Origin of the sequence: Paenibacillus radicis (ex Gao et al. 2016) (assembly GCF_014641555.1) — a bacterium.
Lineage (GTDB): Bacteria > Bacillota > Bacilli > Paenibacillales > Paenibacillaceae > Pristimantibacillus > Pristimantibacillus radicis.
In genome coordinates, this window is record NZ_BMHY01000009.1 from 29,730 (window position 1) to 49,309 (window position 19,580).

General features: G+C 50.7%; 16 protein-coding genes. 2 read left to right on the top strand and 14 right to left on the bottom strand.

Annotated elements, in window-relative coordinates:
• Positions 1–3: 3 nt before the first annotated feature.
• The 10 genes from IEX98_RS20460 to IEX98_RS20505 all read right to left on the bottom strand — a co-directional run bounded on the left by IEX98_RS20460 (position 4) and on the right by IEX98_RS20505 (position 13,685).
• Positions 4–1,119 carry an ABC transporter permease gene (locus IEX98_RS20460; RefSeq protein ID WP_188891067.1) on the bottom strand — a complete coding sequence of 372 codons (1,116 nt, stop codon included), beginning with the start codon at positions 1,117–1,119 and terminating at the stop codon, positions 4–6.
• Positions 1,116–2,654: an ABC transporter ATP-binding protein gene (locus IEX98_RS20465; RefSeq protein ID WP_188891068.1), complete on the bottom strand. Its 1,539-nt coding sequence runs from the start codon at positions 2,652–2,654 to the stop codon at positions 1,116–1,118. The genes IEX98_RS20460 and IEX98_RS20465 overlap by 4 nt, the downstream gene beginning before the upstream one ends.
• 114 nt (positions 2,655–2,768) lie before the next feature.
• Positions 2,769–3,908, bottom strand: coding sequence for a BMP family ABC transporter substrate-binding protein (locus IEX98_RS20470; protein ID WP_188891069.1), 1,140 nt, complete (start codon positions 3,906–3,908; stop codon positions 2,769–2,771).
• Between the two features lie 195 nt (positions 3,909–4,103).
• Complete coding sequence (locus IEX98_RS20475; protein WP_188891070.1) at positions 4,104–4,697, bottom strand: nucleotidyltransferase family protein; 594 nt, start codon at positions 4,695–4,697, stop codon at positions 4,104–4,106.
• Positions 4,618–5,736, bottom strand: a complete 1,119-nt coding sequence (locus IEX98_RS20480; RefSeq protein WP_188891071.1) for an XdhC family protein — start codon at positions 5,734–5,736, stop codon at positions 4,618–4,620. Before IEX98_RS20480 ends, IEX98_RS20475 begins: the two co-directional genes overlap by 80 nt.
• Positions 5,737–5,782: 46 nt before the next feature.
• On the bottom strand, positions 5,783–7,108 hold the full coding sequence (locus IEX98_RS20485) for a 5'-deoxyadenosine deaminase (RefSeq protein WP_188891072.1): 1,326 nt from the start codon (positions 7,106–7,108) through the stop codon (positions 5,783–5,785).
• 43 nt (positions 7,109–7,151) lie between these two features.
• Positions 7,152–8,732: a PucR family transcriptional regulator gene (locus tag IEX98_RS20490; protein WP_188891073.1), complete on the bottom strand. Its 1,581-nt coding sequence runs from the start codon at positions 8,730–8,732 to the stop codon at positions 7,152–7,154.
• A 619-nt stretch (positions 8,733–9,351) separates the two neighbouring features.
• Positions 9,352–11,313, bottom strand: coding sequence for a copper amine oxidase N-terminal domain-containing protein (locus IEX98_RS20495; RefSeq protein ID WP_188891074.1), 1,962 nt, complete (start codon positions 11,311–11,313; stop codon positions 9,352–9,354).
• Between the two features lie 611 nt (positions 11,314–11,924).
• Positions 11,925–13,331 carry an MDR family MFS transporter gene (locus IEX98_RS20500; protein WP_188891075.1) on the bottom strand — a complete coding sequence of 469 codons (1,407 nt, stop codon included), beginning with the start codon at positions 13,329–13,331 and terminating at the stop codon, positions 11,925–11,927.
• Positions 13,332–13,436: 105 nt separating this feature from the next.
• Positions 13,437–13,685 (bottom strand): hypothetical protein, encoded by a 249-nt coding sequence (locus tag IEX98_RS20505; RefSeq protein ID WP_188891076.1) that lies wholly within the window; start codon positions 13,683–13,685, stop codon positions 13,437–13,439.
• A 192-nt stretch (positions 13,686–13,877) separates the two neighbouring features.
• Between IEX98_RS20505 and IEX98_RS20510 the strand changes: the two genes are divergently transcribed.
• Positions 13,878–14,501 carry a DedA family protein gene (locus IEX98_RS20510; protein WP_188891077.1) on the top strand — a complete coding sequence of 208 codons (624 nt, stop codon included), beginning with the start codon at positions 13,878–13,880 and terminating at the stop codon, positions 14,499–14,501.
• Positions 14,502–14,563: 62 nt separating this feature from the next.
• Here the strand turns inward: IEX98_RS20510 and IEX98_RS20515 are convergent, their stop codons facing one another.
• From IEX98_RS20515 to IEX98_RS20525, 3 genes are all read right to left on the bottom strand, one after another.
• Entirely contained in the window at positions 14,564–14,833 is a 270-nt protein-coding gene (locus IEX98_RS20515) for a hypothetical protein (protein WP_188891078.1), read from the bottom strand.
• A gap of 75 nt (positions 14,834–14,908) precedes the next feature.
• Positions 14,909–15,487 (bottom strand): hypothetical protein, encoded by a 579-nt coding sequence (locus IEX98_RS20520; RefSeq protein ID WP_188891079.1) that lies wholly within the window; start codon positions 15,485–15,487, stop codon positions 14,909–14,911.
• Between the two features lie 172 nt (positions 15,488–15,659).
• Positions 15,660–17,882 carry an MMPL family transporter gene (locus IEX98_RS20525; RefSeq protein WP_188891080.1) on the bottom strand — a complete coding sequence of 741 codons (2,223 nt, stop codon included), beginning with the start codon at positions 17,880–17,882 and terminating at the stop codon, positions 15,660–15,662.
• Positions 17,883–18,061: 179 nt separating this feature from the next.
• On the opposite strand from IEX98_RS20525, the gene IEX98_RS20530 reads away from it, so the two are divergent.
• Entirely contained in the window at positions 18,062–18,682 is a 621-nt protein-coding gene (locus IEX98_RS20530) for a TetR/AcrR family transcriptional regulator (protein ID WP_188891081.1), read from the top strand.
• A 22-nt stretch (positions 18,683–18,704) separates the two neighbouring features.
• Here the strand turns inward: IEX98_RS20530 and IEX98_RS20535 are convergent, their stop codons facing one another.
• On the bottom strand, positions 18,705–19,493 hold the full coding sequence (locus IEX98_RS20535; RefSeq protein WP_229692296.1) for an undecaprenyl-diphosphate phosphatase: 789 nt from the start codon (positions 19,491–19,493) through the stop codon (positions 18,705–18,707).
• Positions 19,494–19,580 lie beyond the last annotated feature (87 nt).

Genomic DNA, 19,580 nt, shown 5'->3' on the forward strand with positions numbered 1-19,580 from the left:
CTCTCAACCGTTTCTCCGAATTCGGAATTTATACGCCATGCCGCCAGCAATGAGACAAAATAAAATCGCCCCTTGCATCATCGATGAAATCGAGGACGGCAGTCCAATCGTCTGCACGCTGTACCCGCCTACAATTAAGCCGCCGAATAAAAAGGACGAGACAATGAGCGCTAAGGGGTTCAACTTAGCCAGCCATGCCACGATGATGGCCGTGTATCCGTAGCCGGGCGATATGCCGTACATAAGCCGATGTGTAACTCCCGAAACCTCGCTCATTCCCGCCAAACCTGCCATCCCGCCGCTGATCAGCATGACTAGCAATATATGGCGGCTGATTCGAATGCCTGCATTTCTCGCCGCCTCCGGATTAGCCCCGATCAGCCGCAGTTCATAGCCCCAACGGGTGTAACGAATAAGAAAGGCATACAGCAAGACGCCCGCAATGGCGAATATCAAGCCATAGTGGAGCCGCGTGTCGCCCACAAGCGGCAAAGACTGCGCCTCTGTAAACATCGGACTGCCGGGAAAGTTCATCCCTTTCGGATCCTTCCAAGGGCCGAATACGAAATAATTAAGCGCATGGATCGCCACATAATTGAGCATCAGCGAGGTAATCAGTTCATTGACTTGGAAATACGTCCTCGGGATCGCGGTCAACAACCCCCAAATTCCCCCGCCAATTATGCCGCAGAGGACCATCAAAGGAATGGTGAGATAGCCGGGCAAGCCGGGAAAATAGACCGTTACGGCCGTTGCCGCCATCGCGCCTGCAAGAAACTGGCCTTCGGCCCCGATGTTCCATACCGATATGCGGTAAGCAATCGCGACGCCGATGCCGCAAAGCAGCAGCGGAATCGATTTGACCAGCGTTTCGGTTAAACCAAACGAAGTGCCAAAGGCTCCGGTAATCATTTTCATATAAACGGTGACCGGATTCATGCCGTTTGCTCCGATAAAGATGCCGCATAATACGAGAGCAAGCAAGACGGATAAAATCGTTATCCACCACGGACTGTCCTTTCTGGATGGGTCCAATTCGATACGGAAGGAGAACCGTCTAGATCCCGCCGTTTCCTCTGAACTGTTCGATAGCTTAGTCGCTGTCAGCGGTTCGCTCATACGGCCTGCTCCTCTCCAGACTCCCGTAAACCAGCCATATACATGCCGATTTGTTCCCGGCTCGCTTCCCCTCTTGCCAGCTCTCCGACCATCTGTCCGTTGTAGATGACCAATATCCGGTCAGACAATTGCATCACCTCATCAAGGTCCTCTGAGATGAGCAGAACGCCTTTGCCTTCGCCGCGCATTCTCGCAAGCAATTGATGAACCCCCTCTGAGGCTCCGACATCCAGCCCCTGTGTTGGATGAACAGCGACCATCAGCAGCGGGTCCTGATGAATTTCTCTGGCAAACAGAAGCTTCTGCTGATTGCCGCCTGATAGCTGGCGCACCGGGGCATCGACGCTTGGCGTCTTGACATCGAACTGCTCGATAAGCGACTGCGTCCAAGCGCGATTGGCACTCGTCCGCAAGAAACCGAATCGCGATCTCTCTTTCGTCCGATACGTTTTGAACAATAAGTTGTCCACTGCCCCCAAGCTTCCAGCGAGCCCGCTCTTCATCCGGTTTTCAGGCACATGGGCAATGCCCGCTTCGATAGCGCCCCGGACGGAGCCGTTGTGCAGCTCCCCTCCGTTGAAGCGAATGCTTCCCTTACGCCACGCCCGAAGCCCGGTCAGCACTTCGGCGAGCTCTGACTGACCGTTGCCGGCTACGCCCGCCACACCGACGATTTCACCTTCATTCACTCGCAGCTCCAATTGGTTCAGCGCTTTTCTGCCGTGATCCGCATAGACATCCAGCTTCTCTACAATTAGCAATGGCTTGCCGGGAGAATGGCTCTCCAGCGACTTCGCTACCGCCATTTCTTTGCCGACCATAAGCCGGGCCAATTCCCGCTCATTCGTATCGGCTTTATCAAGCGTATGCGTCAGCTTCCCTTTCCGCATAACCGAAATCCGGTCGGAGGAGGCCATAACCTCCTTAAGCTTGTGCGTCGTCAGAATGACCGTCTTTCCCTCCGCCTTCATCTGATACAACGTCTCGAAAAGCTGCTCAGCTTCGACTGGCGTAAGCACTGATGTCGGTTCATCCAAAATAATGAGATCAGCTCCGCGGTACAACGTCTTCACGATCTCGACGCGCTGCTGTTCACCTACGGATAGCTGCCAGATGGGACGGTTTACCGGAAAACCGAGGCCGAAATGACGGGCCAGCGCCTCCACTTCCTCCTGCTTGCGCTTTATCCAGTTCGGACCGCGCCAGAAGGAAGACGCTTCGCCCAGCACGATATTTTCGGCAGCCGTCATATTCGGTACGAGCCGAAAGTTTTGAAACACCATGCCAATGCCTAGCTTCATCGCATCCTTGGGTGAACGAATGTGCACCGGCTTGCCATGCAAAACGATTTCCCCGCTCGTCGGCCGATAGACGCCGGACAGCATGCACATCATCGTGCTTTTCCCTACCCCATTCTCGCCTAACAGTGCGTGTATTTCGCCAGTCTTCGCACGAAAGTCCACATGATCATTGGCGATGACCGGGCCAAATCGCTTGACAATTTGATTCATGACGACAGAATACATCTCGCTCATTGTGGTTCCTCCTCCAGGATGCCTTCGCTCCCAAACTTGTCTGGACCTTGCGCTGTAGGCGAATAAACCAACAAATCCCTTTGGTAAGGGATTTGTTGGGGTATGCTACGATCATCAGTTTTTCGGAATCGTTCCTTCCACACCCTTGACGAACCAATCCATAACCAAGATGTCTTCCAGCGTCATCGTTTTGCCTTCTTCTACTTTTACCGCGCCGGCAGCATCAGTAATCGGGCCGCTGAATACATTCAGCTCGCCATTCAGAACTTTGGCCTTCGCATCCTCAACCAGCTTCTTCACATCATCAGGGATGCTAGAACCAAGCGGAGCTAGACCGACCATTTCATCGGCTAGAGAGCCGGAATACTGCTCGCTTTTCCACGTACCGTCGATAACGGATTGTACAACCTTCGTATAATATGGCCCCCAATTCCATGTCGGGTTGGTCAGATAGGCTTCGGGAGCATAACGGGTCATATCTGAATCGTTGCCGCCGGCCAATGCACCCCGCTCCGCCGCCGCTTGCAGCGTTGCAGGTGAATCCTGATAAGCGAGCAGCACATCCGCACCTTTATCCAGCAAGCTGATCGCGGCTTGACGTTCCGTCGTCGGGTCATACCAGGTGTTGCTCCAGACGACATTGACTTTCGCGTCCGGATTGACGCTTTGGATGCCAAGCGCAAATGCGTTTATGTTATAAATGACTTCCGGGATTGGAAACGCACCTACGTAGCCGATAATGTTGGACTTCGTCATTTTGCCTGCCGCAATCCCGCTTAAGTAACTGGCTTCATAGTTTTTGCCGAAATAATTGCCCATATTGTCTGCCGTCTTGTAACCGGCTACGTGCATGAACTTGACCTTTGGAAATTTCTTCGCTACGTTCAGCGTTTGATCCATATAACCAAAGCTGGTTGTAAAAATGATATCGTGATTTTGCGCTAGCTCGGTAATAACCCGCTCCGCATCGGCACTTTCAGGTACGTTCTCGACCGTATCCGCTTTAATGCCAAGCTTCTCCTCCATATACTTCCTGCCGTTGTCATGCTCGAATGTCCAACCGCCGTCGCCCGGAGGCCCGATGTAAACAAATGCGACGCGCGGCAGCTTTGCCGGCTCATCCGTCGCAGCATCCGCAGGTTGACTCGAAGGCGCGTTTGTGGCGCTGCCTTTATTCGAATTGCTGGAACAGCCCGCCAATACGAGTACAAATACGATGAATAATGCTAACCCTAATCGATTATTGAATTTCATACCGTTCCTCCCGACCCTCTATTTATTCACCATGATTGAAATCGATGATGTAGCTTCAATATACTTACGCGTCATATCAACGTCAATATATATGACACGTTAATTGGTCTGAAGCTCTAATGAGGGTCGGTTTCATTGTGCACGATGCACGAAACCTTTCTTTTTCTTGTTTTTTACGTTACATGAACATCACATTCACTTATTGGAGCGATACCTTTCTATGGCTATCTGAAAATCTTTAAGATCATCGACATCCAGCAACAACCCGCCTTCGCTTTCATTTCCGTCATAAGTGATCGCTTGTCCTCGGTATCCGTCTTGTCCGAACAGCTTCCGGGCTCCCGTGTCGCCTTCCAGTGCCGCCAAGGCCGGAAGCATCGACAAACGGAAAATAGCCGGAGGCATCAGCACCCCCTCTGATGAGGAGGCAGCATAATCCAGCTCCGGCCGCTCTTCAAGCGCCAATATTAAACGCCGCACCATCTCCGCCGTAACAAACGGCTGGTCGGCAAGCCCGACAAGCACCGCGTCCATCCGGCTGGATCGTGCGGCGTTTATGCCGCTCTTAATCGATTGGGACATCCCCTTCTCTGAATTGGTGCAGACGACAACACGCAGCTTCGCATGTCTGCCAACTGCGTCAGCCGTTTCTCTCAGCCAGCTCGGCAGCTCACCGGGACCAACAACGGCGATAACCTCTTCTATCTCGCTATCTAATAGAGTACGCAGACCCAGACTGCCAAGCGGCACGCCGGACTCCAGCTCCATGCCCAGCTTCGGCTTCCCCATTCTGCGGCTCTTGCCCGCCGCCAAATAAATGCCGCATACTCGCACTCTTCTCTCCTCCTGTTATCGCAAATGCCGCTTTGCCATTGCATTCCGCCGCCCGGAAAGCAATTAACTCGGCTGCGATACTGACTGCAATTTCGTCCGGCCCCTCAGCGCCAATATTAAGTCCAATGGGCGCGTGAACCTGACTAGGCAAGGGCTTGCCTTCCAGCAGTAAGGCAATGCGCCGGCTCGAGCCCATTACCCCAATGTAACTGACTTCATGTTGGACACTTAGCGCAACCATTTCGCGATCCCGCTGAAGCTGGTGGCTGCATACGATGACGTAATCTTGACTGCACAGCGGCAAATCAAGAATCAATTGAGCAGGTGCTCCCAACACCAACTCCGCCCCGGCAAACCGGTCTGGGACAAGCAGCGAGGACCGCCAATCGGCCACGAGCACGCGGAAACCGCTTTGCAGCAACAGATGGCTGATGGGCGGGCTGTCTGCTCCTGCGCCGAATAGAATAACCCGCTTCCGAGGCGTCATTTTAACGGTCAACAGGTATTGGAAATCTCCAACTCTTGCTCTCATATCTGCACTTGCCCCGCTGCCCCTAATCGCTTCCTCTTCGCTTAACAGCTCGTATCGAAGCTCACTGCCCTTTCTATAACGAAATAGAAGAATCGTTTCGCCTTCCGATACCCGTCCTCCCATTTGCAATAATGCTGACAGCAGCAGCGGAGTCATCGCCTCAAGCAATACCTCAATCACACCGCCGCAGCCAACGGCCTCGCCCCATATGACATCCTCGTCAGCATTCAAATTATACGTAATAATCTCCCAGCTCCCGGATTGCACAACTTCCCGGGTTCGCTCCTTCAAATCTCCCTCCAGACAGCCAGGGCTAATCGTCCCTACCGTCTCTCCATCGGCCAATAGCAGCATAGATGCCCCTGCCTTGCGGTAGGAGTGGCCCTTGACCGAAATAATAGTCGCAAGCGCAGCAGGCTGCCGCCGTTGCTTGACCGCTTCCACGATTGGATGCATATCCATCGGACCTCCTCCTGATGTGAGCGAGAAATTGCGGGCTGGAACCATTCTATAGACGTCCCAGCAACTTTTTCAACGACCGGTCCGCTTCGCGAAGAACATGCGGCTTGTCGATTGTCAGCATGGTGCGCCCTTTCATAACAAGCTCTCCGTTAATCATAACCGTATCGACATCGCCCCTCGTTGCGGCATAGACGACACGGGAATACCAGTCCGCGTCAAATGATGGATAGACGTGGAAATCCTCCAAATCGAGCAGCTGCCAATCCGCCAGCTTCCCGACTTCAATACTCCCGATCTGATCCTCCATCCCAAGCACCTGCGCACCGCCCATCGTCGCCATCCGCAGGACGGTACGAGCATTCATGACAGTCGGGCCATGCTTTACTTTCTGAATAAATGCAGTTAGTCGCATCTCTTGAAACATATCGAGGTTATTGTTGCAAGGAGCACCATCCGCGCCAATTCCGACCGGTATGCCGGCAGCCAGCAAATCCGGTACTTCCGCAACACCGGACGCCAGCTTCAAGTTGGAGCCCGGACAATGCGTCACTTTTACGCCGCGTTCCTTAATAATCCGTTTTTCTTGTTCATTCAGCCAAATGCTATGTGCCAATATGAGATTCGGGCGGGCCAGCCCGATATGATCCAAGTACACGACGTTCCGCATGCCGCGTTCCGCTTCGACGATCGCGATCTCACCCGTATTCTCGGATGCATGCGTATGAATGCGAACCCCGTATTGCTCCGCCAAATCACGAACGCCGACCAGCAGCTCTTCGGTGCAGGACACAACAAAACGAGGACAAAAAGCATATTGAATGCGTCCCTCTGCTGCACCATGCCACTTCTCCAGCAGCCGGACGCTTTCCGTCAAGGAATCTGATGTTCTCTCCTGCAAGGCTAGCGGAACTTCCGCCCCATGATCCATCATCACTTTGCCGGATATCGCACGTATACCGCTCTCGGCAATGGCTTGAAATGCCGATTCCGTATGATGCACCGTCTCCATATCCAATAGAGTCGTCGTTCCGCTCCGGATCAACTCCCCGATACCCAGCAATGCAGAATAATAGATTGAATCCTCATTATGCGCTGCCTCCAGCGGCCAAATCCGCTGTTTCAGCCAATCGATCAGCTCCAAATCATCAGCCCGGCCGCGAAACAGCGTTTGACAAAGATGGATATGCGTCTGGATGAACCCCGGCAGCAGCACCTTTCCTCCCGCATCAATCACGATATCCGCCCGCTCAGGCGAGATGCCGCTGCCGATTTCGACAATATGTTCATTTATGACGAGTACATCGCCGGCAACAATTTCTTCTTTGTCATTCATCGTTATAATCATGGCATTGCGAATTAGTGTAGCCGCCATAAGAACCGCTCCCTCTTCATCGATCCCTATGCGCTGTCCGTTATCAGGCGTGGTCCTTGTTCAGCAGCCTGCGGAACATAAAAGCGATTTTCAGCCGCAGCAGATCGTTCATCTTTTTCAAATCGACATTCAATATTTCACTCAGCTTCTCGATCCGATAAGTGGCTGTGTTGCGATGAATAAACAGTTTTTTTGCCGTTTCATTAAGCTGGCCGTCATTGTCCAAATAAGCTTCCAGCGTGCGCAGCATCTCGCCTGCATAATCCGGGGCTTTGTTCAACACACCGCCTAGCCATCGGTTGCAAAAGGCTTCCATCCGTTCCTTGGATACATGCTCGAAGAGCAGCGCAAGATCCATCGTCTCGAACCTTACGATCCGTTGCTGAGCCTTCCATTCTCCCGCCAGCCGCAATGTCTGCCTGCATTCCTCGAATGCTTCAAGCAGCTGCTCGGTTTTTTTCTTCTTCCTGCTTATCGCCGCTCTGGGCATCTCACTGGCGTCCCGGAAATGTGTTGCGAAACATGCTCCAATTGATGCATCAATCTCTTCTTCCGTTATCCCTTCGTGCGGCAATACCGACAACAGCCCCTCTTCCATTACAATATGCAAACCATTCAGCCGTTGAAGTCGACTATGGCTTAAATAATCCGATTTCAACCGGTCAAGCCGCCCCGTCTCCGCCCCTGAGGATGCCGTCCAATTCGTCAATACGCAGCTGTAGCTTTGCCGGAGCAGATCGATTTCCCAGCGGTCGGCATAGTCTGTAACTGTATCGATTGGCAGCCCGTTTTGCAAATAACGCTTAATGATGACCCCAAAATCCTTTTGTGCCGACAGCTCGAAAAAATCTTCATATTTCATATTCATATGATAGGAAAGCAGCTCTGAAGCCTGCAAATACAGGCTTTCTTCCGGCGTAGACAAAAACAGCTGCGGATTGAAAAATAGCACAAAACCGGTACAGCGCGAATTCTTCATCAGCGGAATCCGATAAGCCTGCCAGCGCTCGCTTTTCATCCACTTTTGCTGCTGCGGCCATGGCCAGCTCTCCAACAGCTCCCTATCATCCAATTCCGTTCCGTTATGCACCATCTGTCCTCGCGAGCCGGCCACCGCTACTGGATAGCCGATAATGTCTTCCACCGCATGGAATAATTCGCTCATGTTCTCCGTCTTCAGCGCAAATCGCATTAGACGAATCTGCTTATCCAGCACATCCTGAAGCACACCCGTATTCCGCTTCATTTCTTCCCGGAACAATCCGTTCATCTGATCAGAGAACGTAAACGCATAGGGCAGCTCGATCAACGGAAAACCAAGCTCATTGGCTCTGGCAATCAAATTGTCCGGAATTGCATCCCAGAACCGGCCAAGCTTAATGCCAAGCGCGGACGATCCTCGCTGATTTAGACGACAGATCAGTTCCGCCGCTTCCTGAGGCTGGTCTTTGATGAAATAAGCGGTGGTGAACAGCATTTCCCCTTCTTTGATCCAATCCGTAATGTCAGGCGCATCCATGACGTTGACAGATTTGACGATCCGGCTTCTCCCGGCTGTTCCAGCCACTAACTTACCTTCCGACAATGGATATACCGCCAATGCCTGCTCGACTGTTAAATGCATGGCAGAACCTCCGCTCAATGGCATTCAATGTTATATTAGATAACATATTAATCGAGAAACCCTTTTTCCACAATACAAAATGTTCAAATTTTCAGATTTCATGAAGCAATTCAAGCCTAAATATCACACACTTATAACACGGGAATCTGACTGCTAGCTGTATGGTTGAGTTCATTAACCAATCCACAACTGCCAGAGCACGGTGTTGTGGATTCCATGACGGCTATTGAACTCATCCAATTACGCTCGTGGCATAACAAAATGTAAAACTGCAGGTTGTTGGTCAATATCTCAACGATTTATCGCATCAAAATGTAAAAGTGCAGGTTGATTCATCTGAATTTCCACTTATAGGAATAATTATCGGATTTCAAATGCACTTTTACATTTTGAGGATGTTTTATTGCCTTTTGCGGCTCATCAAAATGCACTTTGGCATTTTGTTTCTAGTGTGGCATGGGACGATCGCTATATGAGGTAAATAAGAGGGGTCTATCTTTTAAACCTATGAGTCAGAAGCTGAAGTTGACGGGGATTATATGGGTTAGAAAAAGAAAAAAACCTCCAACCCCAATTACATGGGTTGAAGGTTCTTTTGCAAAACGGTTGCATCCGAATCTTAATATTTCAACTCAGGAAGAGGCAGGAACAACAGATTGAATGGCAGATTGCTTCCGGATGCCGGTGTAAACGCAATCGTTACTTGTTCAGCACTGTCTCCCGTCCGGTAAAGGACACCAACGTCGTTTGCATTGCTCAAAATCGTCGTCGTCGTCGTGTAGACGAGCTTATTATTGACCAGGAATGCGCCGCCATAATGTCCGCCCCGCGGATTAAGCAAAATGAGCGTATGCGGCTGTACGTTGTACAGGCGCAGCACATAGTAAGCACCATTGTTGCCGTCGTTCGACATAATATCGCCAGTCGTCACATCATAACCGGACAGGCGGGAGTCTACTACTTTATCGGCCAAAATCATACGCGCTGGCTCATTGCCAATCGTATCGAGTACATGGATGTTGCGGTTTGCGTCATGGAACGTGCCGCGAACATGCTTGCCGTCACGCGGAAGCTGCTGCAGGTGCGGAAGCTCAGCTAGAACATCCTTGTCAGCATCTACAACAACGACGCTGAATTTAATCGGTGCCGAAGTCGATACGTCGGAATACATCGTAACCACTCGGTCTTGCGCCAGCTTGACGTCGCTCAGTTTGCTGAGCACGACACGGCTTTCGCCTGCTGGAATTTTCGTTACTTTGTTCAAGGATGGCTGCGTGCGGCCAAACAGATAGTTGCCGACTGCGGCTTTGCCTGTTTGCGATACGTATGGCGCAGGACCGCCAACGCCAACGCGTTCCTCGGTTACTGTTGCTTCTTCAGCATTCTCGTTGGTCGCAATGATATAAATGCGAACCGGGTTAGCGCGGTTATTCTGATTGTGGGTCAAGAAACGAACATTGCCCGACGCGGTATCAGAGTAATAAATACCCTCTTCGTCAATATGCTCAGGGCTGTTGCTGCGGATCAGCGTTTGCTGACCAACGACGGACAATTCATACGATACCGTCGGAAGCTTCAGAACGCTTGCTCCGTCGATTTGGTATTTGTCGCCGACTTCAGTAAACAGCATGTCGAAATCCTGCTTGCTGTACAGCGTCTCATCCTCGATCATAATCGTTTTCGAAAATTCGCCGACTGCGCCATGCGTATCGGTAACTTTCAGCGTAATTGTCTGCGGACCTGGTGTGAAGAAGCCTTTGGCGTTATTCGTCCATTCCGTCTTTTTAATCTTGTTCTCGTCATCGGTGCTGTGGTCGGTATAATGGATCATCTCGCCCATTTTGTACGAATTTTTATCGGTCGTAAAGTTCGCGACCGGCGGCAAATTCGGCTGTTTGACTACGACGTTCACAGAGAATGGATCGCTCCATACACCGTTCTCATCCTGCACCCAGCGGGTTACCTTATAAGCTCCCGGGCTGTCAAAGGTAGAGGCTTGTCCTTCCCATCGCTCATCGGCGATGAGCAGTCCTTTCGGATGGGAAGCTTTATCGATGTAAGAAACCTCTGTTTCACCAGCATAGATTGTCGCTGGCGATACTGCGAATGCCGCAACCGGCTTCACTGTCCAATCCAGCGTAATTTTCTTCTGCTCAGCGTTGCTGCTGATTTTCATGCCGTAAGGCTTGAGCAGCGAGCGAAGCGGAATCATTAACGTGCCCTGTTGTACGAAAGGCGCACCGTCAAGCTTGGTCGAAGCTCCATTGATTTTGTAGGCAGTACTGCCAGCTTTGTAGCGAAGCTCCTGCTGGCCTGTCGTCAATATGTACTCTTTCAGCTTCGAATCATAAACAACATTGCCGTAAAGACGTTCAGCAATCGAACGGGCGGCGACGTAAGTTACCCCCTTCTTTTCGGTTAATGGCTGTGAAGCTTTGAAAAGTTTGCCGTTATGGTACATTTGGTTCGTTTTTTGGATCAGTACCAACTGATCCTGGAGTTGACCTTGCGCTTGGACCGGAACGGCCATGGCAAAGAGGAACAATGCGACAAGTGCGACTAAGCTGACTTTTTTACCCATTACAATCTCCTTTTTTGTGTAATATTTTCTGAACTGCATTTGAACCGACAAACTATGAACGCAAACGGGAGGAAAAAGTTGCACAATAAATTAGCGAAAAATCGCGGACACGATATAATCCATAATGAGCTTTCTCGACAAAATTGCTGCATTTCTGCCCGTAATCTGTTTACAAATGACGGCAGTAAGCCGTTCTGAGGTTGCAACCAGCAGTATTTGACGGCCATGCCCGAACGCAAAAAGGCAGTCGAATGCGCCATTTTGCGACGCAGGCGATTGCCACCAATGAAAGCCGTATAAGCCAAGGGGTGTATTACATTTGTGCACGGTGATGACATTTGGTTGATTGCCAGACCAGTCTCCTCCGCGCAATTACAAGAGGCCCAGCTTGGCCAATCACGGCCATAGAGCTGAAGCCCCGTTCCCCTTCGTTTATGCCCCGACGTTCCCGTCGACCGATTTCATCCGTCATTCCGGCAGCATCTGCTCCATCGCATGCAAGGATGAAGCCGACAAGCCGGATTCGACGGGCGAAGCTGTCCGCACAAAAGGATCGTCGAGGGGGCCCGCCATAGGGAAGATACCGCTTTTCCAGGATGTGTTCATGCCATTTATGCGTTAGTAGGCTGCGGTTCTGCCGTCTGCTGCATTTTCGGCAAGCTGAATGCGGCAAACCAGACAAAGACCGATAATACGGTTAAAATGATAAAAATGCGATGCAGGCTTGTCTCCAGCAGAGCAGCGTCAATCGTTTCCGCGCTGCCCGTATGCAGGAGAAGCCCAAAGAACGCGATGCCGATCGTCTGACCGAGCGTACGGATAAAATTGTTGCTGGCAACGGCCGCGCCGCGCAGCTCCCAATTAACCGCAGATGAGACGGCTACTGTAAAGCTTGTCAATGAAAGACCAAAGGATAAACCGGTCAAAAACGTGTAGCACATAAAAAGTATAATTGGCGTGCTGCTGTTCATAAACATAAAGCCTAGGCTACCGCAAATAAGGAACAATGCACCGGTAAGGGCAATTCGGCGCAAGCCGATTTTGGCAATCCAGTTGCCAGCCAGTATGGAGCCTAGCGGCCATGATACGGAAAGCGGAATCATCGCCAGACCGGAGTAAGTGGCGCTTTTCCCAAGCACGCCTTGGAGCCATAGCGGCAAGTAAAAGATCGTAACGACATTGATGACGCACAGCAGGAAGCTGACTCCATTGACAGCGCTGATTGTCCGCAGCTTAAACAATTTAAGCGGGATGATCGGCTCCGGCGATTTTTTCTCAATTATGAAAAACATACCTAAAAACAATGCCGCAACCGCAAATAGCAAGCCGATAACGAGCGGTTCCGCTCCTGAGGCGCCATCCTCATTGCGGAGCAGCGTCAATGCATACAGGAAGCTGAACATGCCGATCGAGAAGGTCGTGATGCCTGCATAATCGATATGCCGTTTCTTCTTCTCGAAGCTTTCTTTAAAGGAAGACAGCAGAAGCGCTATAGCGATAATACCGAATGGCAGATTCATATAGAAGATAGCCCGCCACGATACATAATCGACCAACAAGCCGCCCAGCAAAGGCCCGGATATACCTGCGATGCCCCAAATACTCGACATCCAACCTTGTACTTTGGCTCTTTGCTCATACGAATAAAGATCCCCTATAATAGTATATGGAATCGTCGTCAACGCCCCGGCTCCTAAACCTTGCAAGGCGCGGAATAAAATTAATACTTCCATGGACTGGGCGAGTCCAGACAACATAGAGCCGGCCAGAAAAATAATAGCACCGATCATAAACATTTTTCTTCGTCCGTACAGATCGGAGAGCTTTCCGTAGATTGGCGTCGTAATGACCGTTGCCAATAAATAAATCGAAATGACCCAGCTGTATTGCTCAATGCCTTGAAGCTCTTTGGTGATGCTTGGCATAGCCGTACTTACAATCGTCCCTTCGATAGCCGCCAGAAAAGTAGCGACAAAGAGGGCGATCGTGACGCTTCGCCGATTGCTGTTGTTATTCATTGCATTTCCTTTCCGTCAATCTCGGTAATGGGAGAAATAGGCTGCATGCGTATGCTAATATCATCTGCCATTATCGGTGAAATATCAATCCTTAATCGCTATCGTTCACGAGGTCTTCATATATCGCGTGTTTTTCAATTGTTCGCAACATATTGGTCCTGCCGCACGTAATACATAACGATCTCTCTTGTTCTCCTCAAGCTTCCAGAAGTGATGATCGTTAAACAACTGCAGCAATAGCTGTTGCGCCGCCAAAGCGGCATTTTGTTCGTCGCGCAGCAAGGTGAAGCATATCGTATAACAGACCGGTTCGTACTTACGCAGCCGATCCACTTGGTTTTGAAATGGTAACATGGGAATGATCCCGCCCTTCGACTCAATAACACTGCAACGCTATTATAATGTAGTCTGGGCAACTATTAGTTACGAAATGGTTAAAATGCAAATTTATGCTGTGTTCAAATTGTCATTGATTATGTTAGCCTATTGAGAGCAATATCACGGTCCGTTATTCAATCTTTTTTTACGACAGGGTGAAAAAGCCATATGGGCTATTCTTATTTATTAACGATCATTGAGCAATTCGGTTATATTGCCTTATTCCTTGTACTATGTCTGGGACTGATCGGTCTGCCGATTCCGAATGAAGCGGTTGTACTGACCGGGGGGGCTTTGGCCGCATCCGGCATGCTGGAGCCCGGGCCCGCCTACCTGATGACGTTTCTCGGCATCTCATCAGCTATGACCTTCAATTACTCGATAGGCCGCTTCGCCGGCTCCAGACTATTTGACTGGTTCATGCGAAAGAAGAACATCGAAAAATTCGTCTCCAAAGCGGATCACCTGAATGCGAAATACGGCGGCTGGTCACTGGGAATCGGGCTGCTGTTTCCCTTTCTGCGCCATGTCATGCCCTTTGTTGCCGGCACCAATCGAATGAAATACAGCAGATTCTCATTATTTGCTTATCCTTCCGCTTTCATTTGGACGTCGATTTATTTCACAATTGGAGCTTTGTTCGGCGATCACGTCGAGGAGATTGGTGATCTGATCTACGATTACGGCCTCCTTGCTGCAGTGCTGGCCGTTGTGATTATCGCCTATCTTTTCTGGCATTTCTCGCTGCGCAACCGGCCAAAGAAAGAAGACAATGCGAGACGGCACTTATAGCCTTGTGAGACAATAAAAGAACCATTCGCCTGTACCTCACAGGAACGAATGGTTCTTTACGTTTATAACCGTACCAGTTTCTCTTGCGCCGCCTGGACCAAGAAGTCGAACAGCTCATCATCTTCCTCTAGTTCATCTTCGAGAGCGAGCAATTGATCCTCGTCGCCTGACTCGTTCAGAAAAAATAAGCCATAGCCCCATTCTGTCGCTTTGCGGCTGTGCAGCGTCATTTCGTATTGATTCGAAGAACCGTCGATTTCGAACTGAACTTGTCCGACATAGCCGTCGGCCTTCGTATACGTCATTTTTGCTTCCAAAATTTTCACTTTCATTCGCGGGTAATCTTCCTTCCTAAACTCGTCCTTTCCTCATTTTACCCTTATAAAATTTTTCGTCAATGATGGTTCTTATCTAACCGTTCGTCTCCTTCTAATCGCATACGCGATAAAAACGGCAAGCAGCAGTACGGCAACGATGGAGATGATAATCGGGATACTGCTTGATTGTTTGGGCGGCATTTGCAGCACAGGCGGTACAGAGCCGCCTCCAAGGAGCGAAAGATCGGCGCCGGCTTGCGCGAGCAGCATCGTTCCGCCGCAGGAATCGACCTGGAGATCCCCGCTTTTTGCATTGGCATAAACCAGATATTGTTGACCGTCCTTGAATTCGACGCCGCAGCTTGCGCTGCTCATAGCGGTATGTACCGTTAATTGATTGGTAACATGCCCCTTCCATACTTCACTGACTTCAAAGTTCACCTGAACGGGACTATCGGACGAGCGGCTAACGAATGGGATCTCAGCCTTCTTTTTCGTAAAAACGACTGTCCCGGCAAAAATAGCGGCTTTGCTTTTCATTTGCTGTTGTACTTCAGGTCTCTCCGCGCATGAGCAAGCCTGTACCGCTTGCGGAGCCAGCAACCCGCCTATAACAATTATTACGAGCGCAATGGCAATAGAGCCAGCCGTGACCGCGATTTTGTTCAATGCAGACAACCTCCCTTATCTCTCTCTAATTTTTACAATTTTATTTCTAGACGGCTGCCGGCTCCAAAATGTTTCATGCGCCGTCACAGGCGCGCCATCTGCCATTCCATAGCAGCAGCGCACAAAAAAACCGGCCCAACAGATTCAAAGATCCATTGAGCCGGTATGATAACTAGCCTTCGTTCTTCGTTGGTTCGATCAGATTCGCTTTAGACGGCCAGAATGCCCGTCTGCCGAGCAGCGCCGTTATGGCCGGCACAAGGAACGGACGCACGATAAACGTGTCCATCAGAACGCCCAGCGCCGTTATAAGGCCAAACTGTACAAGCACCTGGATCGGCAGCGTTGCCAGCACGGCAAAGGTAGCCGCCAGAATGAGCCCGGCCGAAGTAATAACGCCTCCCGTCTCGCTCACGCCTTCCTTAATTGCTTGCGACAAAGGTATCGTCTTGCGTTTCCGCCAAATGCTTGAAATCATGAAGATGTTGTAATCCTCGCCGAGCGCAACGAGAAATACAAAGGAGTAAAGCGGAATGGCTCCCTGAATCGCATCGACTCCCATGACATAATGGAGGATGATCCAGCCAAGGCCAAGCGCCGAGCCAAATGAAAGCACGACGGTTGCGGTTAAATACAACATCGCCGTTACCGACCGCAAATAGATGAGGAGCAGCAGCATAATCAGCGCGATGACAAGCGGAATCACAACGGTATTGTCCCGGTTGGTAAGCGCCCTCGAATCGTATTGGGTCGCCGTCTGTCCTGCGACCCACACTTTATCGGCTGCGTGGTCTATGCCTGCCTGTGCGAGCAGCGCCTCCGTTTTCTCATAAATTTGCGGAATTGCATCCATTGCTTCTTCCGAGTAAGGATTGAGATTGAAGAGCAGTTGCACCGACTGCAAATTCGGATCCTGCCCGCTGGCCACCGCCTTCGATACTGTATCCACCTCGCGCAGCGTGCCTAAACCAGATGCCAGGTCTACCGATTTGCCTTCTGTTTGGACGACAACGGTAACAGGCGCTAGCTGACCAGGGGTGAATGAGTCGGAAATGACATCGAAGCCTTCTCGGGACGGCATATCCTTCGGAAATGACGATAACAGGTCATACGTAAATTTTACTTGCGTCGTAAATCCGGCCAATGCCGTCAGTACAACCACGCTAGCAATAACTACCGTCCATGGCTTGGCAACGACTAGCTTGCCGATTTTCGTGCCAAAACGATTTTCCCTGCGCTTCTCCGTCTTCACTGGCTTGCCTTTGTTTTGCGCGCGGGCAGCGTCCATTTCGGCGGTTCGTGGAACAAAAGGATAAAAGGAGCCTCTGCCAAAAATGGCAAGCAAGGCTGGCACTAGCGTGAGACTAGCGATTCCCATTATAAGAATCGACAAGCTGAACGGTACCGCAAAACGCTGGTAAGCACCATATTTAGCAGCCAGCAGTGTGATCAAAGCAAGAACGACGGTGAAGCCGCTCATCGCTATGGCGCCGGAAGCGTCCTTAAACGCCGTACGCAAGGCACGTAGCTTGTCATTGTCCAACTTCAATTCCTGACGGTAGTGGGAGATGAGAAACAAGCAATAATCGGTTCCCGCGCCAAACAGGAGAACGGTCATAATGGAGATGGCTTGGGCGTCGACTGTAATCCAGCCCTCCCCCGCCATCCAGCCAAGCAGCGGACTGGTAACCAAGTAGGCAAATCCGACGCCGATTAACGGTATAAAGGCCAGTATCGGCGAGCGGTATATGAGCAGCAGCAGAATGAGAACAAGCAGCACGGTTGCGATCATCAGCGAGATATCTGCCCCTTTGAATAAGCTGCTGGCGTCCACCGATATGCCGGCCGGACCGCTTATTCTGGCGCTTAGCGCGTTCTTGTCTTTCACCGGAACCGAGAACGGATCGGGCTCGCTAGTCCATGAAGAGACTTCCTTCTGAATATGCTCGAAATTGGTTTTCAGCACATCGGATTCGGTACTTTCGTCAAATGGAACAGGCTGCACCAGAGTCGCTCCATCCTCAGAGGTGAAAGCGGCTAGCGCAGGCAAAGGCATTTGATGGAAAGGAATAATTGCACCCTGCGCTTCCAGCGGATTGTCGGAGAGTGAGGCGGACAATTGCTGGAAGAGCTTGTAATCATCCTCGGTCAGCCCCCCTTCCCGGTGCCAGACGATTAATGCGGGCACCCCGGACTCACTAGGGAATTTCTCTTTAATTAAATGATCTGCGACAACGGACGGACTGTCCTTCTCTAAATTCGGCGCCCTATTGTTTTCCTTGTCGCCGACAGGCGGCAGCAATACGGTCAGCAGCGCGGCAAACGCGATCCATACCGCCAGCGTCACCCATCTACTGCGTCTTCCTGCCACGATGTGGCTAAGCTTTTCCAACATTCCGATTCATCCCCGTTTCCTTTGCAGTCTTATTTGGTTTACAATAGATTTGTGTATTAAATAATTATATATACCGGAAGGTTAATTAATCAACCGAATTTGATTACAAATTTGCGAACTCGCTATATAAAGCTAGCCGTTAGGCTAAACCTGCCAACATTAACGAGGAGGGCCTGACTTTGACAGAACAGCCGCCAAAACGAAAACCCGGAAGACCTAAAGCGGATGGAAAAAACCAGACGATGATTCAAATTATGCGCACCGCCGCCTTTTTATTTATGGAGCATGGCTTCGAGAAGGTATCGCTGGAAGGCGTCGCTCAAGCATGCGGCGTAACGAAAGCGAGCGTCTATTATTATTTCAACAACAAAGCTCAGTTGTTTACCGAATCGGTACTGCTGGTCCTCTCTGTCGCGCTTGAGCAGACCAGACGAATTATGGAAGGGCCTGGCTCGCTGCAAGAGCGGCTGCTTAAAGTAGCAGAGGGGCATATGGCGAATGCCCACGTCGATTTCGAGACGATGATGCGAGAGGCTTCCGCAGGCTTGAGCGAGGAACAGATTACGCGCATTCGCAATGCCGAAAACGCCCTCAATCAGCTGCTCGAGGACGTGTTCCGGCAGGCTATAGCAGACGGAGAGATTGCCCCGGCCAATCCGCTGCTCCTCGCCCACGCTTATATTGCCGTCATGACAGTACGTAACCGCAAAGAAATTGTGAATGACAAAGAGAGCCTGCAGCAAGCAGCCAAAGATATTATTCAACTCTTCTGGAACGGTCTTGCCCCGCGGAAGCCATAAGCGAGTACGCTTCACAATGGCTCTATAAAATAAGGAGCGCAAATAAAGCGGCAAGTCCAAACCGGTAATACGCAAACCAGGATAACCGGAGCTTTTTAATCAAATTCAGAAAGGTTACAATTGCAATCGTAGCCACAATGAACGCAGCGAGCAAGCCGATCAGAAACAAAGGCAAATCCGCTGCTGTTAGAAACGCCCTGCTTTTAATCAAATCTATTCCGCTTGCTCCAGCCATTATAGGCACGGAGACGATAAACGTGAATTCGGCGGCGGCCTTCTGGCTTGCGCCAAAAAACATCCCGCCTGATATCGTGGAGCCCGAGCGTGAAAAGCCGGGCCATAAGGCAAGCACTTGGAACAAACCGATAGCAAGCGCTTGTCTATACGTAATATCGTCCAGCTCCTCCGCCGTTATTTTCCGTTTCAACCGATCCGCTGCGATCATGAGCAGCCCGCCAGCTACCAATCCGACTAGCACCGTTGCCGGACTGAACAAATAATCTTTAATAACACCGTGCAGAAGAACGCCGAAGAGGCCAGCCGGAATAAGAGCCAGTGCAATGTGGAGTACATTTAGTCCCGATGTTTTGGACAGATTGAAATTCAGCAGGCGGATGAATCTTTTCCGGTACAGCACGAGCACTGCCAAGACGGCACCAAATTGAACGACGACCTCGAACGTTTTCGCCCGTGCATCCGTAAACCCAAGCAAATCTGCTGTTAAAATTAAATGACCCGTCGATGAAACGGGCAAAAATTCGGTTAAACCTTCCACAATCCCCATGATGATCGCATTCAGCAAATCTCCCACGTCAACCTCCGCCTTTCCTGAACGTAAGCGGCGGCTTGTCATTCTTGTCCAGCCGCCCTCTTCCATTCTACGATGCATAGCGGTTTA

Excerpts from the sequence above, each read along its gene's own strand:
- IEX98_RS20460 (WP_188891067.1), bottom strand. The coding sequence starts at position 1,119 with ATGAGCGAACCGCTGACAGCGACTAAGCTATCGAACAGTTCAGAGGAA.
- IEX98_RS20465 (WP_188891068.1), bottom strand. The coding sequence starts at position 2,654 with ATGAGCGAGATGTATTCTGTCGTCATGAATCAAATTGTCAAGCGATTT.
- IEX98_RS20470 (WP_188891069.1), bottom strand. The coding sequence starts at position 3,908 with ATGAAATTCAATAATCGATTAGGGTTAGCATTATTCATCGTATTTGTA.
- IEX98_RS20475 (WP_188891070.1), bottom strand. The coding sequence starts at position 4,697 with ATGGGGAAGCCGAAGCTGGGCATGGAGCTGGAGTCCGGCGTGCCGCTT.
- IEX98_RS20480 (WP_188891071.1), bottom strand. The coding sequence starts at position 5,736 with ATGGATATGCATCCAATCGTGGAAGCGGTCAAGCAACGGCGGCAGCCT.
- IEX98_RS20485 (WP_188891072.1), bottom strand. The coding sequence starts at position 7,108 with ATGGCGGCTACACTAATTCGCAATGCCATGATTATAACGATGAATGAC.
- IEX98_RS20490 (WP_188891073.1), bottom strand. The coding sequence starts at position 8,732 with ATGCATTTAACAGTCGAGCAGGCATTGGCGGTATATCCATTGTCGGAA.
- IEX98_RS20495 (WP_188891074.1), bottom strand. The coding sequence starts at position 11,313 with ATGGGTAAAAAAGTCAGCTTAGTCGCACTTGTCGCATTGTTCCTCTTT.
- IEX98_RS20500 (WP_188891075.1), bottom strand. The coding sequence starts at position 13,331 with ATGAATAACAACAGCAATCGGCGAAGCGTCACGATCGCCCTCTTTGTC.
- IEX98_RS20505 (WP_188891076.1), bottom strand. The coding sequence starts at position 13,685 with ATGTTACCATTTCAAAACCAAGTGGATCGGCTGCGTAAGTACGAACCG.
- IEX98_RS20510 (WP_188891077.1), top strand. The coding sequence starts at position 13,878 with ATGGGCTATTCTTATTTATTAACGATCATTGAGCAATTCGGTTATATT.
- IEX98_RS20515 (WP_188891078.1), bottom strand. The coding sequence starts at position 14,833 with ATGAAAGTGAAAATTTTGGAAGCAAAAATGACGTATACGAAGGCCGAC.
- IEX98_RS20525 (WP_188891080.1), bottom strand. The coding sequence starts at position 17,882 with ATGTTGGAAAAGCTTAGCCACATCGTGGCAGGAAGACGCAGTAGATGG.